13 protein-coding genes, 1 tRNA gene and 1 pseudogene are annotated in these 16578 nt (G+C 68.5%); 9 read left to right on the forward strand and 6 right to left on the reverse strand.

Going from position 1 to position 16578, the window contains the following annotated elements:
• Positions 1-63: 63 nt before the first annotated feature.
• Positions 64-1734: pseudogene (locus ACZ50N_RS15975) on the forward strand (amidohydrolase).
• Between the two features lie 16 nt (positions 1735-1750).
• Complete coding sequence (locus ACZ50N_RS15980; protein ID WP_048424049.1) at positions 1751-3001, forward strand: MgtC/SapB family protein; 1251 nt, start codon at positions 1751-1753, stop codon at positions 2999-3001.
• Positions 3002-3004: 3 nt separating this feature from the next.
• Here ACZ50N_RS15980 and ACZ50N_RS15985 read toward each other — a convergent pair.
• From ACZ50N_RS15985 to ACZ50N_RS16000, 4 genes are all read right to left on the reverse strand, one after another.
• Positions 3005-3079: transfer RNA gene (locus ACZ50N_RS15985), tRNA-Val, on the reverse strand.
• Positions 3080-3126: 47 nt separating this feature from the next.
• Positions 3127-3588, reverse strand: a complete 462-nt coding sequence (locus tag ACZ50N_RS15990; RefSeq protein WP_048424048.1) for a peroxiredoxin — start codon at positions 3586-3588, stop codon at positions 3127-3129.
• 6 nt (positions 3589-3594) lie between these two features.
• On the reverse strand, positions 3595-4023 hold the full coding sequence (locus tag ACZ50N_RS15995) for a DUF3052 domain-containing protein (RefSeq protein WP_046363400.1): 429 nt from the start codon (positions 4021-4023) through the stop codon (positions 3595-3597).
• Between the two features lie 114 nt (positions 4024-4137).
• Positions 4138-4716 (reverse strand): Rv2240c family protein, encoded by a 579-nt coding sequence (locus ACZ50N_RS16000; protein ID WP_046363401.1) that lies wholly within the window; start codon positions 4714-4716, stop codon positions 4138-4140.
• Positions 4717-4892: 176 nt separating this feature from the next.
• Here ACZ50N_RS16000 and aceE point away from each other — a divergent pair, with 176 nt between their 5' ends.
• The 7 genes from aceE to ACZ50N_RS16035 all read left to right on the forward strand — a co-directional run bounded on the left by aceE (position 4893) and on the right by ACZ50N_RS16035 (position 14429).
• A complete protein-coding gene (aceE, locus tag ACZ50N_RS16005) occupies positions 4893-7682 on the forward strand; it encodes a pyruvate dehydrogenase (acetyl-transferring), homodimeric type (RefSeq protein ID WP_048424047.1) in 2790 nt (929 codons plus the stop codon).
• A 40-nt stretch (positions 7683-7722) separates the two neighbouring features.
• Positions 7723-9012, forward strand: a complete 1290-nt coding sequence (locus ACZ50N_RS16010) for a PucR family transcriptional regulator (protein ID WP_464473273.1) — start codon at positions 7723-7725, stop codon at positions 9010-9012.
• Between the two features lie 143 nt (positions 9013-9155).
• Positions 9156-10079, forward strand: coding sequence for an ACP S-malonyltransferase (locus tag ACZ50N_RS16015; RefSeq protein ID WP_464475658.1), 924 nt, complete (start codon positions 9156-9158; stop codon positions 10077-10079).
• 70 nt (positions 10080-10149) lie between these two features.
• On the forward strand, positions 10150-10446 hold the full coding sequence (gene acpM / locus ACZ50N_RS16020; RefSeq protein WP_046363404.1) for a meromycolate extension acyl carrier protein AcpM: 297 nt from the start codon (positions 10150-10152) through the stop codon (positions 10444-10446).
• Entirely contained in the window at positions 10443-11693 is a 1251-nt protein-coding gene (gene kasA, locus ACZ50N_RS16025; RefSeq protein ID WP_046363405.1) for a 3-oxoacyl-ACP synthase KasA, read from the forward strand. Before acpM ends, kasA begins: the two co-directional genes overlap by 4 nt.
• A 36-nt stretch (positions 11694-11729) precedes the next feature.
• Complete coding sequence (kasB, locus tag ACZ50N_RS16030) at positions 11730-12983, forward strand: 3-oxoacyl-ACP synthase KasB (protein ID WP_464473274.1); 1254 nt, start codon at positions 11730-11732, stop codon at positions 12981-12983.
• Between the two features lie 15 nt (positions 12984-12998).
• Positions 12999-14429 carry an acyl-CoA carboxylase subunit beta gene (locus ACZ50N_RS16035; RefSeq protein ID WP_464473275.1) on the forward strand — a complete coding sequence of 477 codons (1431 nt, stop codon included), beginning with the start codon at positions 12999-13001 and terminating at the stop codon, positions 14427-14429.
• 7 nt (positions 14430-14436) lie between these two features.
• Here the strand turns inward: ACZ50N_RS16035 and ACZ50N_RS16040 are convergent, their stop codons facing one another.
• Both ACZ50N_RS16040 and ACZ50N_RS16045 read right to left on the reverse strand, forming a co-directional pair.
• Positions 14437-15981, reverse strand: coding sequence for a glycerol-3-phosphate dehydrogenase/oxidase (locus ACZ50N_RS16040; RefSeq protein ID WP_464473276.1), 1545 nt, complete (start codon positions 15979-15981; stop codon positions 14437-14439).
• Positions 15978-16556, reverse strand: coding sequence for a TetR/AcrR family transcriptional regulator (locus ACZ50N_RS16045; RefSeq protein ID WP_046363409.1), 579 nt, complete (start codon positions 16554-16556; stop codon positions 15978-15980). Before ACZ50N_RS16045 ends, ACZ50N_RS16040 begins: the two co-directional genes overlap by 4 nt.
• Positions 16557-16578 lie beyond the last annotated feature (22 nt).

Raw genomic sequence — 16578 nt, forward strand, 5'->3', positions numbered from 1 at the left:
TCACATCGGTGTCAGACTGTGCCCATGGCCGACGTGATCGTGACCGCAGGAACCGTCATCACCATGGACGCGGCCGTGCCGCGCGCGGAGGCCGTCGCGGTGTCCGACGGACGGATCGTCGCGGTGGGCAGCGTCGAGGAGTGCCGCACCGCGCTGCCGGGAGCGGAGGAGATCGACTCCGGCGCAGCGGTGTTGGCGCCGGGATTCGTTGAGCCGCATAGCCATCCGCTGATCAGCGGAATCGCCACCGAAGCCCCGGCCCGCTCGATCGCGCCGTGGGTCGCGGCGTCGTGGTCCGAGGTGCAGCAGATCTTCGCCGATGCGCTGACCCACAGCGACCCCGAGACCCCGCTGTGGTTCGCGGGTTACGACGCACTGCTACAGGGACATCCGTCGCCCAAAGCCGAGGAACTCGACGAGATCTTCGGTGACCGCATCGCCGTCGTCACCGACAACTCCGGGCACGGCGTGTATTTCAACTCCGCACTGATCCGCGAAAACGGCTGGGATGCCGATCCACCGGCCGATCCGATCGCCGGCAAGTTCGGCCGCAACGCCGACGGGTCGCTGAACGGGCAGGGGTTCGAACTCCCCGTCGTGACCGCGGTGACCATGCCGCTGATGTCGCAGATGGGTGACCCGCTGGTGTCGGCCGCGAGCTACTACGCGCTGATGGCGCGCGGCGGCTACACCTCGACGTCGGACATGACGTACGACCCGAAGTTCGCGGCGGGATACGAGGCGCTGGCGACCGCGCCGTCGTGCCCTCTGCGGGTGAGCATGTGGGAGATGTCGGTCACCGACACCTATTGGGAACCAACCACATTCACTGCCGGTGAGGAGTGGCTGACCAAGACCGGGGTGAAGCTCTGGACGGACGGCTCGCCGTGGGTGGGCAACATCGCGATCTCGTTTCCCTACCTCGACACCGAGGCCACCCGCACCGCCGGCATCGATCCCGCGGTGGCGGGCGGGGCGCACTCGATGAACTATAGCCGATAACAACTCGACGCGATCCTCGACAAAGCGGCGCCGGCGGGATGGCAGATGGCGTTCCACGCGAACGGCGATCTGGCACTGGATCTCGCGCTCGACGCCTACGAGGACGCGCTGGCGCGCCACGGCCTGCTCGGCACCGATCACCGCTGGCGGCTGGAGCACTGCGGGGCGGGCACCCGGGCGCACTTCGATCGCGCGGCGCGGCTCGGGGTGCACGTGTCGATGGCGCCGTTCCAGTACTACTACTGGGGCGACTTGCTCGACGGCGCGATGTTCTCCCCCGAACACGGGGCGCGGTGGGCGGCGTTCGCCGACGCCGTCGACTCGGGGGCGTGCGTGTCGCTGCACAACGACGGGTCGGTGTCGCCGCCGACGCCGATCGTCAACATCGCCACCGCGGTGACCCGGCGTACGCGCAACGGCACCGTGCACTGTGCGGAGCAGGCGATCTCGCTGGACCAGGCGTGGCGCGCGCAGACGATCGACGCCGCCCGCACGCTCGGTCGCGACCAGCTCGTCGGATCGATCAGCCCCGGCAAGCTGGCCGATTTCGTGGAGTTGACGGCCGACCCGTGGCAGGTCGAACCGACTGCGCTGATCGACACGGTGCAGGTGACGGGCACCTGGTTGGGCGGGCGACGCATCGACCTCGACGAGTTCGTCGCGGCGGTTCGGGGCGGCGACAACGCCGAACACGCGCATCTGGCCGAGCGGAAGACCACCGGCTGCTGCTGACGTAAGGAGGAGCGCCGTGAGCTGGCAGGAGATCCAGCCGTTCCTCGTGGCGCTGGCCATCGGCCTTCTGCTCGGCTTCGAGCGAGAACGCAGCCACCGTCGCAAGCTGCCGGCCGGATCACGGTCCTTCGCACTGCTGTCGCTGGGCGGAGCCGTCGCGGCCGGTTTCGGCCCATGGGTCGTCGTCCTAGGACTTGCCGGTGTCAGCGCCATCTCGGCGTTGGCGTACTTTCGCACCAGCGAGGAGGACCCGGGCACCACGACGGCGATCGCCGCCCTCCTCGCATACATGCTCGGTGCGCTGTCCTACACCCGCCCGACGGTGGCCGTGGCCCTGGCCGTCATCGTCGCCGGACTCCTGGTGTCCAAAGCCAGAATCCATCGCTTCGCCCGGCAGATCATCAGCGAGATCGAAGTCGAAGACGCGATCAAGTTCCTGGTCGTGGCGTTCGTGATCCTGCCGCTGCTACCCGACCGGCCACTGGGACCGTACGGCGTGCTCAATCCCGAGAAGATCTGGCTTCTCGTCGTCTTGCTGACGGGGATCGGTTGGCTCGGTTACGTCGGTGTGCGTGCCCTGGGGCCCGAGCGCGGTCTGCTCGTCGCCGGCCTCGCAGGCGGCTTCGTGTCTGCCAGCGCGACAACGGCTTCGATGGGCCGGCTGGCCCGGACGGCCACCGGCATCCGGGCACCGCTGGCCGGCGCTTTGCTCGCCAGCCTCGCCACGATCCTGCAGATGCTCATCGTCATCGGTCTGGTCGACGTCGATGTGCTCCGTCGTCTGTGGCCACCCATGGTCGCGGCAGCAGTCGTGCTGGTGGCGATTGCCGCAGTCGTCTACCGGGGCGGCGCGCACTCGCAGCAGAACAGCGACGGCGACGAGGCCGCCGCGATGCCCCGCACGCGACCGTTCGCCCTACGGCCGGCCCTGATCCTGGCCGCCGTGCTGACCGCCGCTCTGCTCGTTGCCCGGTGGGGAGCCGCCGTCCTCGGCGCCCAGGGCGCGGTGCTTGCTGCGTTCGCCGCGGGCCTGGCCGACGCCCACGCCGGCGCGGTGGCCGCCGCCAGCCTCGCGGCCAAGGGAGCTGTCACCGTCGACACGGCCCTTCTCGCGATCGCCGCCGCGCTGGGCTCGAACCTGCTCGTCAAGGTCGTGCTCGCGTTCACCGCCGGCGGCCGTCGGTTCGGCCTGCGGTTCATGGCCGGGATGGCCTTGCCGGCGTTGGTCTTCGGCCTCGTGCTGGCGGCCGGTTCCGTCACGGCCTGATTCTGGTGGGCGCGGACGGTATCGAACCGCCGACCGCTGGTGTGTAAAACCAGAGCTCTACCACTGAGCTACGCGCCCGATCCCGGGCAGCATATCGGCGACGGCGACGAACCCGAAATCCGCGTTCAGTCGCGAACTGTCGCCAGCGCCGCGCTCCACACCGCCTGATCGCGTGCCTCTCCCGGCTCCTTGCAGTCCGCGAAGCGCACGACGCCGGCACGATCAACGGCGAACGTGCCCCGGTTCGAGAAACCGGATGCGTCGTTGAAGACCCGATAGGCCTGACTCACCGCGCCGTGCGGCCAGAAGTCCGACAGCACAGGGAACGTGAACCCGCGCTGGGTCGCCCACACCTTGTGCGTCGGTGACGGACCCACCGAGATCGCGAGCGTGGCCGTCGTCTCGTTCACGAAGTCGTCGAGATGATCGCGGATCTCGTCGAGTTCCTTCTGACAGATCCCCGTGAACGCAAGCGGGAAGAACACCAGCAGCACGTTCTTGGCGCCACGGAACGCGCTCAGCGTCACCCGCTGGTTGTTCTGATCGGCGAGCGTGAAGTCCGGCGCGAGGTCACCGACCGCGAGCACCGGCGCTCATCGCTGCTTCGTGATCGCTTTTGCCTTCGGTTGCACCAGCCTGCTCGCGATCCAGTCCCCCAGATTCGCCGACGAGGTCTGCATCAGCCCGGCCGTCGGCGCGGACTCGGCGATCTCGGCGGGCTGGACGTGGCCGGGTTTGCCGGTCTTCGGCGTCACCACCCAGACGACGCCGTCGTCAGCCAGCGGCGTGATGGCGTCCATCAACCTGTCCACCAGATCGCCGTCGTCGTCGCGCCACCACAGCAACACGACGTCGACCACGTCGTCGGCGTCCTCGTCGAGGAGCTCACCACCGCACTCGTCTTCGATGTCGGCGCGGATGTCGTCGTCGACGTCGGAGTCCCAGCCCAGTTCCTGCACAACCTGATCTTTTTGGATGCCCAGCATGCGGGCGTAGTTCGGGGGGTCACCCGCCGACACCACGGTCAGTCCTCCTTGCGCCTAGTCGGCACGCTGTGCGCTGTGCCACGTCTGTTCAGTATCGTCGCACGCCGGGGGGTCACGGCAACCCGCCCGGGCACATCCGATGTCGAGCCGTCACCGATACGCCGCATCGCAGCGGTCCAGCGCGGTGGTCTTCGAGTCGTTCAGCGCCGCGATCGCTGCGTTGAATTCCTCGGCCCCATAGTTCCCCGCTATCGCGGTCGCAACCCCGCGAGCAGCGTCGACCCACCCGTTGAGCGCGTCGCGCAGCTCCGGGGGCAGCGTGTCGGTGAAGCTGCCGGAGACCAGGTCAGCACTCTGGTTGAGCGCATCGACCGCCGCCTGACCTTTGCCCGCCGCACCGGCAGGATCGGAGTTGAACGCGTCGACGTAGGTGTTGACCGCACCGATCGCATCAGCGCTGCTGGTGCTCATCGCCTCACAGGACGTGTGCACCGCCTGCGTCGTCATCGACGTCTGACGCTCCGACTCGCGTGCCGACGAACTCGCCGCAGACTCCTGGAGCGAGGCCGACACCGACGCCCGATAGAGCGGCGCCTCCCCCTGGGGGGCCGACGGCTCACCGGAGGTGACGTTGGTGCAGCCGACGACGATCATCGCCAGCGCCGCGGCGCTGCCGATGGCGAGGGCGGACAGCCGCAACGGCGCAGCCCGTCGCCCACCGATACGCACGGTCTGCAGACGTTACCGGCCAACCGCTGGGCTGGGTGTACTAAATGCAACCGTTCGCGTGCGGCCCTGCACTTGCGGCAGGATGGTACGAGGATGTAACCCACCGTGCACGGCGCGAAGCGAGCAGACCCACTCGACGGACCGCGTGTGCTCCACCGCCTGACAAGGAGCGGCAGTTGACCACCGAGTTCGTGCGCCAGGACCTGGCCCAAAACTCCAGCAGCACAGGCGAACACGATCGTGTTCGTGTCATCCGGGAGGGGGTCGCGTCGTATCTGCCCGACATCGACCCCGACGAGACCAGCGAATGGCTGGAGTCGTTCGACGATCTGCTCGAACGCTCCGGCCCGTCCCGGGCTCGGTATCTGATGCTGCGCCTGCTCGAGCGCGCCGGGGAGCAGCGGGTGGCCATCCCGTCGCTGACCTCCACCGACTACGTCAACACCATTCCCACCGAACTCGAGCCGTGGTTCCCGGGCGACGAGGACGTCGAGCGCCGCTACCGCGCCTGGATCCGCTGGAACGCCGCCATCATGGTGCACCGCGCGCAGCGGCCCGGCGTCGGCGTCGGCGGCCACATCTCCACCTACGCGTCATCGGCGGCCCTCTACGAGGTCGGCTTCAACCACTTCTTCCGCGGCAAGGCCCACCCGGGCGGTGGCGACCAGATCTTCATCCAGGGCCACGCGTCACCGGGCATCTATGCGCGTGCGTTCCTGGAGGGACGACTCAGCACCGACCAACTCGACGGCTTCCGCCAGGAGCACAGCCACGCCGGCGGCGGCCTGCCGTCCTACCCGCACCCGCGCCTGATGCCGGACTTCTGGGAGTTCCCCACGGTGTCGATGGGCATCGGTCCGATGAACGCGATCTACCAGGCCCGCTTCAACCACTACCTGCACGACCGCGGCATCAAGGACACGTCCAACCAGCACGTGTGGGCGTTCCTCGGTGACGGCGAGATGGACGAGCCGGAGAGCCGCGGGCTGATCCAGGTCGCCGCGAACGAGGCGCTGGACAACCTCACCTTCGTCGTGAACTGCAACCTGCAGCGCCTCGATGGCCCGGTGCGCGGCAACGGCAAGATCATCCAGGAGCTCGAGTCGTTCTTCCGCGGCGCCGGGTGGAACGTCATCAAGGTGGTGTGGGGCCGCGAGTGGGATGCGCTGCTGCACGCCGACCGCGACGGCGCCCTGGTGAACTTGATGAACACGACGCCTGACGGTGATTACCAGACCTACAAGGCCAACGACGGCAGCTACGTGCGCGACCACTTCTTCGGCCGCGACCCCCGAACCAAGGCGCTGGTCGAGCCGATGACCGACCGCGAGATCTGGAACCTCAAGCGCGGCGGCCACGACTACCGCAAGGTGTACGCGGCCTACCACGCCGCGATGGAGCACAAGGGCCAGCCGACGATCATCCTGGCCAAGACCATCAAGGGCTACACGCTGGGCAAGCACTTCGAGGGCCGCAACGCCACGCACCAGATGAAAAAGCTTGCGCTGCAAGACCTCAAGGATTTCCGCGACGCTCAGCGCATCCCGATCTCCGACGAGCAGCTGGAGAACGATCCCTACCTGCCGCCGTACTACCACCCCGGCCCGGAGGCGCCCGAGATCCGCTACATGCTCGACCGGCGCCGCGCCCTCGGCGGTTCCCTGCCCGAACGCCGCACCAAGACGAAGGCGCTCACGCTGCCCGGCCGCGACGCCTACAAGGCGCTGAAGAAGGGCTCGGGCAAGCAGGAGGTCGCCACCACGATGGCGACGGTCCGTACGCTGAAGGAACTGTTGCGGGACAAGGAAATCGGCAAGCGAATCGTGCCGATCATCCCCGACGAGGCGCGCACCTTCGGGATGGACTCCTGGTTCCCCAGCCTCAAGATCTACAACCGCAACGGCCAGCTCTACACCTCGGTCGACGCGGAACTGATGCTCGCCTACAAGGAGAGCGAGGTCGGCCAGATCCTGCACGAGGGCATCAACGAGGCCGGCTCGACCGCGTCGTTCACCGCGGTCGGCACGTCGTATGCCACCCACAACGAGCCGATGATCCCGATCTACATCTTCTATTCGATGTTCGGGTTCCAGCGCACCGGCGACGGCCTGTGGGCGGCGGCCGATCAGATGGCGCGCGGCTTCGTGCTGGGGGCGACGGCCGGGCGCACCACGCTGGTCGGCGAGGGCCTGCAGCACGCCGACGGCCACTCGCTGCTGCTGGCGGCGACCAACCCCGCCGTCGTCGCGTACGACCCCGCGTTCGCCTACGAGATCGCCTACATCATCGAGAGCGGTCTGCACCGCATGTACGGCGAGAACCCGGAGAACATCTACTTCTACATGACGATCTACAACGAGCCCTACGTTCAGCCGGCCGAGCCGGAGAACGTCGACGTCGAGGGCCTGTTGCGCGGCATCTACCGCTACCAGGAGGCGTCGGAGAAGAAGAGTCACCGTGCCCAGATCCTGGTCTCCGGCGTCGGTATGCCGTCGGCGCTCAAGGCGGCCGAGATGCTCGCCGAGGAGTGGGATGTCGCGGCCGATGTGTGGTCGGTGACCAGCTGGGGTGAGCTCAACCGCGACGGTGTGGCCATCGAGAAGGAGGCGCTGCGGCATCCGGACCGGCCCGCCGGCACGCCGTACGTGACGCAGGCGCTCGCCGACGCCGAAGGCCCGGTGGTGGCCGTGTCGGACTGGATGCGGGCGGTCCCCGAGCAGATCCGGCCCTGGGTGCCCGGCACCTACATCACGTTGGGCACCGACGGGTTCGGATTCTCCGACACCCGGCCCGCGGCGCGGCGGTACTACAACACCGATGCCGAGTCGATCACCGTCGCGGTGCTGGAGGGCCTGGCCCGCGACGGCAACATCGACATGGAGAAGGCGGTCGAGGCGGCGCGCAAGTACGAGATCGACAACGTGATGGCGGCGCCGGAACAGACGTCGGACCCCGGAGTCGCGTAGATCTGGAAGTTCCCTACAAACAGAGGCGTAGGTTTTAGGGATGGCCGACAACAATCGGTTCATCCCGCCTCCCTCGACCGTCGAGGTGCTGGAGAACGTCCCAGACTCGGTGCTGCGCCGGCTCAGTCAGTACTCGGGCCGGCTCGCCACCGAAGCGGTGCAGGCGCTGGGTGAGCGACTGCCCTTCTTCGCCGAACTCGAGGCGTCCCAGCGCGCCAGCGTGCAGCTGGTGGTGCAGACCGCGGTGGTGAACTTCGTCGAGTGGATGCGCCACCCCGACAGCGACGTGAGCTACACCGCGCAGGCATTCGAGGTGGTGCCGCAGGATCTGCGCCGTCGCATCGCCTTGCGGCAGTCGGTCGAGATGGTGCGGGTGACGATGGAGTTCTTCGAGGAGGTCGTGCCGCTGCTCGCCCGCGACGAGAAGCAGTTGGCCGCGCTGACCGCCGGGATCCTGCGCTACAGCCGCGACCTGGCGTTCGCCGCGGCCACTGCGTACGCCGATCAGGCCGAGGCCCGCGGGGCGTGGGACACCCGCATGGAGGCCAACCTGATCGACGCCGTGGTGCGCGGCGACATCGGCCCCGACCTGCAATCGCAGGCCGCGGCGCTGAACTGGGATGCCACCGCGGCGGCGACGGTGATCGTCGGCGTGCCGCGTCCCGACCGGCTCGATCTGACGGCCGAGGACGTGCACGACGTCGCGGCCCGCAACGGTCGCGCGGCGCTGGCCGACGTGCACGGCACCTGGTTGGTGACCGTGGTATCCGGCGGGGTGTCGCACACCGACCGGTTCCTTGCAGAGCTGATGACAGTGTTCGGCGACGGCCCCGTGGTGGTGGGGCCAATGGCACCCACCCTGGGTGCGGCACATCTGAGCGCCACCGAGGCCATCGCCGGGATGAACGCCGTCGCCGGGTGGGCCGGTGCGCCGAGGCCGGTGGCGGCGCGCGAACTGCTTCCCGAGCGCGCGCTGCTGGGTGACGCGAGCGCAGCGGCCGCCCTGGAAGCGGAGGTGATGCGGCCGCTGGCCGATGCCGGTCCCACGCTGATGGAGACGCTGGACGCCTACCTGGACTCGGGGGGCGCGATCGAAGCGTGCGCTCGCAAATTGTTCGTTCATCCAAATACGGTCCGTTACCGGCTCAAACGAATCGGCGATTTCACCGGCCGTGACGCCACCGTTCCACGAGACGCCTATGTGCTGCGCGTCGCATCGACGGTCGGCCGATTGCGCCGTCAGGGCCCGTCCAGCACCTCGTCGACGCAAGGATCCGGCCAGGTCGACGCTGTTGCCTCCATCACACCGGGCGCACGTCCGCCGAGGTGACACGTTGCGCTTGGGTCTCGATGACGTCCCATCACATGCGGATTTGTGGGCAGTCCACAAAAACCTAAGAAAGAGTTCATAGTCTCTTACACGGCGCAAAACCGTCTTCACAATGTTTTCTTAGAGACGTGCCTGACAAGACTGTGCTTGCATTCCTCGCGCCCGGACAGGGCTCCCAGACTCCCGGCATGCTCGTCGAGTGGCTGGAGCTGCCGGGTGCGTCGGCGCGCATCGCAGCGTGGTCGGAGATCAGCGGCTTGGACCTGGCCCGCCTGGGCACCACCGCAGACGCGCAGGAGATCACCGACACCGCGGTGACCCAGCCCCTCGTCGTCGCCGCCACGTTGCTGGCCTACGAGGAGCTGACGCGCCGCGACGTGCTGACCGGCGACGAGCAGATCGTCGCCGCCGGACACTCGGTCGGTGAGATCGCGGCATATGCGATCGCCGGAGTCATCACCGCCGACGAGGCCGTGTCCCTGGCCGCGACCCGCGGCCGTGAGATGGCCAAGGCGTGCGCCGTGGAACCGACCGGGATGTCGGCCCTGCTGGGTGGCGACGAGGCCGAGGTGCTCGCCCGGCTCGAAGCCCTCGACCTGGTTCCGGCCAACCGCAACGCCGCCGGGCAGATCGTCGCCGCCGGCGCTACCGCCGCGCTCGAGAAGCTCGCCGAGGATCCGCCGGCCCGCGCCCGGGTCCGCCCGCTGGCCACCGCCGGCGCGTTCCACACGCGCTACATGGAGCCCGCGTTGGCCGAGTACACCGTCGTCGCGGACCGGATCACCCCGGCGGAGCCGTCGGTGACGCTGCTCTCCAACGCCGACGGCCGGCCGGTCGCCTCGGCGCACGACGCGATGACCAAGCTGGTCGCCCAGATGACGCGCCCCGTGCGCTGGGATCTGTGCACCGCCACCATGCGCGAGCTCGGCGTGAACGCACTCGTGGAGTTCCCGCCCGCGGGCACGCTGTCGGGCATCGCCAAGCGCGAACTCAAGGGCACCCCGACCCACCCCATCAAGAGCCCGGCCGATCTCGACGGATTGGCAGAAGCACTGCGCGCCGTCTGAGCCCACGACCGCGCGACACACAAGAAGACGTTTCACCCCAGGTAACACCCGATAAATAGAAGGAGCCACAGTGCCCGCCTCTCAGGAAGAAATCATCTCCGGTCTCGCCGAGATCATCGAAGAAGTGACCGGCATCGAGCCGTCTGAAGTGACCCCGGAGAAGAGCTTCGTCGACGACCTGGACATCGACTCGCTGTCGATGGTCGAGATCGCCGTGCAGACCGAGGACAAGTACGGCGTGAAGATCCCCGACGAGGACCTCGCCGGTCTGCGCACCGTCGGTGACGTCGTCGCCTACATCCAGAAGCTCGAGGAAGAGAACCCCGAGGCTGCTGCCGCTCTGCGCGAGAAGTTCTCCGCAGAATGACACGTCCTTCCACTGCTAACGGCGGGTTCCCGAATGTCGTGGTGACCGCCATCGAGGCCACCACGTCTCTCGCGGGCGACATCGAGAGCACGTGGAAGGGCCTGCTGGCAGGCGACAGCGGCATCCGCGTCCTCGAGGATGAGTTCGTCACCAAGTGGGACCTTCCGGTGCGTATCGGCGGTCACCTGGTTGACGACGTCGACAGCCACATGACCCGCATCGACATGCGCCGCATGTCCTACGTGCAGCGCATGTCGAAGCTGTTGTCGAAGCGACTCTGGGAGAACGCGGGCACGCCCGAGGTCGACCCGGACCGCTTCGCCGTCATCATCGGCACCGGTCTGGGCGGCGGCGAGAAGATCGTCGAGACCTATGACGCGATGAACGAGGGCGGGCCCCGCAAGGTGTCCCCGCTCGCTGTTCAGATGATCATGCCCAACGGTGCGGCGGCGGTCGCCGGTCTCGAACTGGGCGCCCGCGCCGGGGTCATCACCCCGGTGTCGGCGTGCTCGTCGGGCTCGGAGGCCATCGCCCACGGTTGGCGCCAGCTCGTCATGGGCGACGCGGACTTCGCCGTCGTGGGTGGCGTGGAAGGCGGCATCGAGGCACTGCCCATCGCGGCGTTCTCGATGATGCGCGCCATGTCGACCCGCAACGACGAGCCGGAGCGCGCGTCACGGCCGTTCGACAAGAACCGGGACGGCTTCGTCTTCGGCGAGGCGGGCGCGATGATGATCATCGAGACCGAGGAGCATGCCCTGGCCCGCGGCGCCACGCCGCTGGCCCGCCTGATGGGCGCGGGCATCACCTCCGATGCGTTCCACATGGTGGCCCCGGCCGCCGACGGCAGCCGGGCCGGTCACGCGATGAAGCGGGCGATGGAGACCGCGGGCCTGTCCCCCAAGGACATCTCGCACGTCAACGCGCACGCCACCGCAACGCCGATCGGTGACACCGCGGAGGCCAACGCCATCCGCGTCGCCGGAGTGGAGCACGCCGCGGTCTACGCGCCGAAGTCGGCGCTGGGCCACTCGATCGGCGCCGTGGGTGCGCTGGAGTCGGCACTGACGGTGCTGGCCCTGCGTGACGGTGTCATCCCTCCGACGCTCAACTACGAGACGCCGGACCCGGAGATCGATCTCGACGTCGTCGCGGGCGAGCCACGGTATGGCGACTATCAGTACGCCATCAACAACTCGTTCGGTTTCGGCGGCCACAATGTGGCTCTGGCCTTCGGCCGCTACTAGGCCGCACAGGAACACCGAGAGGACACGCGTCTGAGCATGGCTGCACCGACAACAGGGAACGGACTCCCCGACGTCGTCGTGACCGGTATGGCCATGACGACGAGCGTCGCCACCGATGCCGAAGGCACGTGGGCGGCGCTGCTGGAGGGCAAGAGCGGCATCCGCCGTCTCGATGACCCCTTCGTCGAGGAGTTCGACCTGCCGGTGAAGATCGGCGGCCATCTGCTGGAGGACTTCGACGGGGAACTGACCGAGGCCGAGAACGGTCGGATGTCGTACCCGCAGAAGATGGCCACCGTGCTCGGACGTCGTGTCTGGCGCAACGCCGGGTCCCCCGAGGTCGACACCAACCGTCTGATGGTGTCGATCGGGACCGGCCTCGGCGGTGCCGAGGCGCTGGTGTTCGCCTATGACGGCATGCGGGACAGCGGCGTCGACGCCGTGTCCCCGCTTGCGGTGCAGATGTATATGCCCAACGGCCCGTCGGCCGTGGTGGGTCTGGATCGTGGCGCCAAGGCCGGGGTGGTCACCCCGGTCTCGGCGTGCGCGTCCGGCTCCGAGGGCATCGCGCAGGCGTGGCGCAACATCGTGCTCGGCGAGGCCGACATCGCGATCTGCGGCGGCGTCGAGCAACGCATCGAAGCCGTGCCGATCGCCGGTTTCGCCCAGATGCGCATCGTGATGTCGACCAACAACGACGATCCGGCCGGCGCCTGCCGCCCGTTCGACCGTGACCGGGACGGCTTCGTGTTCGGCGAAGGCGCTGCACTGATGGTCATCGAGACCGAAGAGCACGCCAAGGCGCGCGGCGCCACGATCCTCGCGCGTCTGATGGGCGCAAGCGTCACCTCCGACGGCTACCACATGGTCGCTCCCGACCCCAACGGTGAGCAGGCCGGTTATGCGATGACGCGCGCCATCCAGCTGGCGGGGCTGCAGCCGAGCGACATCGACCACATCAATGCTCACGCGACGGGCACCAGCGTCGGCGATGTCGCCGAAGGCAAGGCGATCAACAAGGCGATGGGCGGGCATCGGCCCGCGGTCTACGCACCGAAGTCCGCTCTCGGCCATTCGGTCGGTGCGGTCGGCGCGGTCGAGTCCATCCTCACCGTCCAGGCGCTGCGCACCGGCGTCATTCCCCCCACACTCAATTTGAAGAACCTCGACCCCGAGATCGACCTCGACGTCGTCGCGGGCGAGCCTCGGCGGGGCAACTACACCTACGCCATCAACAATTCGTTCGGTTTCGGCGGGCACAACGTCGCACTCGCCTTCGGCAAATACTGAAAGCAGGAGACATCTATGACCACCATCGAGAATCGCCCCGCCACCAACGTCAACGAGTCCCTCGATCCGCGCGACCCGATGCTGCGGTTGGCGACGTTCTTCGATGATGGCAGCGTCGAGCTGCTGCACGAGCGCGACAAGTCGGGTGTGCTGGCCGCCGCCGGCACCGTCAACGGTGTCCGCACGGTGGCGTTCTGCACCGACGGCACCGTGATGGGTGGCGCGATGGGCGTCGACGGCTGCAAGCACATCGTCGATGCCTACGACGTCGCGATCGACGAGCAGAGCCCCATCGTCGGCATCTGGCACTCCGGCGGTGCGCGGCTGGCCGAGGGTGTCAAGGCGCTGCACGCGGTCGGCCTGGTCTTCGAGGCGATGATCCGCGCGTCCGGCTACATCCCGCAGATCTCCGTGGTGGTCGGCTTCGCCGCCGGCGGCGCCGCCTACGGCCCCGCGCTGACCGACGTCATCATCATGGCGCCCGACAGCAAGGTGTTCGTCACCGGACCTGACGTGGTGCGCAGTGTCACGGGCGAGGACGTCGACATGGTCTCGCTCGGCGGACCCGAGGCGCACCACAAGAAGTCCGGTGTGTGCCACATCGTCGCCGACGACGAGCTCGACGCCTATGAGCGCGGCCGCCGTCTGGTCGGGCTGTTCTGCCAGCAGGGCCACTTCGACCGCACCAAGGCCGAGGCCGGCGACACCGACCTCAAGGCACTGCTGCCCGAGTCGGCGCGCCGTGCCTACGACGTGCACCCGCTGGTCGAGGCGCTGCTCGACGAGGGTGTCCCGTTCGAGGAGTTCCAGTCCCGCTGGGCCCCGTCGATCGTCGTCGGTCTGGGCCGGCTGGCCGGCCGCACCGTCGGTGTCATCGCCAACAACCCGCTGCGCCTGGGGGGCTGCCTGAACTCCGAGAGCGCCGAGAAGTCGGCTCGCTTCGTGCGACTGTGCGACGCGTTCGGCATCCCGCTGGTCGTGGTCGTCGACGTGCCGGGCTACCTGCCGGGCGTGGACCAGGAGTGGGGCGGCGTGGTCCGTCGCGGCGCCAAGCTGCTGCACGCGTTCGGTGAGAGCTCGGTACCCCGCGTCACGCTGGTCACCCGCAAGATCTACGGCGGTGCGTACATCGCGATGAACTCGCGGTCCCTGAACGCCACCAAGGTGTTCGCGTGGCCCGACGCCGAGGTGGCCGTCATGGGCGCCAAGGCAGCCGTCGGCATCCTGCACAAGAAGAAGCTGGCTGCCGCCGCCCCCGAGGAGCGCGAGTCGCTGCACGAGGCGCTGGCCATCGAGCACGAGAAGATCGCCGGCGGTGTCGATTCCGCCATCGAGATCGGTGTCGTGGATGCGAAGATCGATCCCGCGCACACCCGCAGCGTGCTCACGCAGGCGCTCGCCGAGGCGCCGATGCGCCGCGGCCGCCACAAGAACATCCCGCTGTAAGCCCCGCTCAGCGGCTGAGGGCGAGCATCTCCTCAGCCGCGGGCAGCGCGCGCTCGCGGTCCGCGGCGACCAGGCCGATCCGGGTGCGCCGGTCGAGGATGTCGTCGACGCTCGATGCGCCCTCGTGTGTGACGGCGTATTCGAATTCCGCGCGCGTGACATCGATGCCCTCGGCGACGGGTTCGGTGGGCCGTGAGCATGAGGCACCCGCGATGACGTCGGGCGCTTCGGCGCCGTAGCGGGCCACCAGCGACTTCGGCAGGTCACCTGAAACACTGTGCACCGCACCGGGATTGGACGGCGCACCGATCAGCGGGAGATCACGGGTGCGGCACAGACCGGCGGCGAGCCCGCGCAGCGCGACAGCGCGATCCACGACGTCCTCGGCCATGTACCGGTATTCGGTCAGCTTGCCGCCGATCACGCTGAGCACGCCGTCCGGCGACTCGGTGACCGCATGCTCTCGCGACACGTCCGCGGTGCGACCCGCACCCGTGTCGATCAGGGGCCGCAACCCGGCGTAGCTGCCGACGACATCGTCCGGTCGGAGTGAGGTCGCCAGTGCCGTGTTGACGGTGTCGAGCAGGAACGTCACCTCCTGCGCGGTCGGCTCGGGCACATCGGGTATCGCCCCGGGGGCGTCTTCGTCGGTCAGTCCCAGGTAGACGCGGCCCAACTGTTCCGGCATGGCGAACACGAACCTGTTGATCTCGCCCGGTATCGGAATCGTCAGCGCCGCAGTGGGATTGCCGAATGCCGATGCGTCGAACACCAGGTGGGTGCCGCGGCTGGGCCGCAGCCGCAGCGAGGCGTCGACCTGTCCGGCCCAGACGCCGGTCGCGTTCACCACCGCTCGTGCCGACACCTCGAGCGTCTCCCCCGTCAGCGTGTCGGCGAGCGTCACCGACGTTCCCGACGCGGCACGTGCCTCGACGCGGGTGAGGATGCGGGCGCCGTGCTGCGCGGCGGTGCGTGCCACCGCGGTGACCAGTCGCGCGTCGTCGATGAGCTGACCGTCATAGGCCAGCAGCGCCCCGTCCAGGCCGTCGCGACGCACCGTCGGCGCCAATGCGATTGCCGCCGCGGCATCGATGCGACGCGATCGCGGCAGCACCGATGCGGGCGTGCGCGCGAGGGCTCGCAGACCGTCACCGGCCGCGAAACCGAACCGGACGAGCGCCCGCGATGCGCGGTTCATCTCGGGCAGCAGCGGCACAAGTTGCGGCATCGCGTGCACGAGGTGTGGGGCGTTGCGTGTCATCAGGATTCCGCGCTCGAGCGCGCTGCGCCGGGCGATGCCGACATTGCCGCTGGCGAGGTATCGCAGGCCGCCGTGCACGAGCTTGGAGCTCCACCGGCTGGTGCCGAACGCCAGATCGTGTTTCTCGACCAGCGCCACCGACAGCCCACGCGTCGCAGCGTCGAGCGCAATACCGGCACCGGTGATACCGCCGCCGATCACGAGCAGGTCCAGCGGTGCGCCGTCGCCGAGCTCCTGTAGCTCGGCGGTGCGCCGGGCGGCGTTCAGCGCGGTTGTCGAGGAGCCGCTCATGAGGCGAGGTATCCGTTGAGCGCGCGGGCGAGTTCGACGTTGATGGCGTCGGCGTCGAGCAGCTTCTCCACCATCTGCGCGGACTGGATCGTGGACTGTGTGATCAGCAGGCACATCGCACCCATCTCGTGCGGGTCACCCTGGCGCACACTGCCTTCGGCCTGGCCGGCCCTGATCGCTTCGGCGAGCGCGTCGATGAGGATCTGCTGGCTGGTGCCCAGGCGTTCGGCGATGTAGACCATCGCCAGGTTGGGGGCGTTGCGGATCACCGACTGCACGACGTCGTCATTGCGCAGGTGCTCGGCGACCGCCACCACGCGCTCGACCGTCGCCTCTCGGCCGGCGCCGCGATCGGGCACCTGCTCGAGCACCCCGGAGATGCGCACGGTGAGCAGCTCGGCGATCACCCAGCGGATGTCGGGCCAGCGCCGATAGATGGTGGGGCGACTGACTCGGGCGCGCCGCGCGATCTCGGTCATGGTCGTCCGTTCGACGCCGTAGGCGAGGATGCACGCCGCCGCGGCGTCGAGAATGCGCTTCTCGACACTCGAATCGGAGTTACGGATTGACACCATCTGTAATACTGTAACGCATGTC

The organism is Mycolicibacterium obuense (assembly GCF_055397605.1).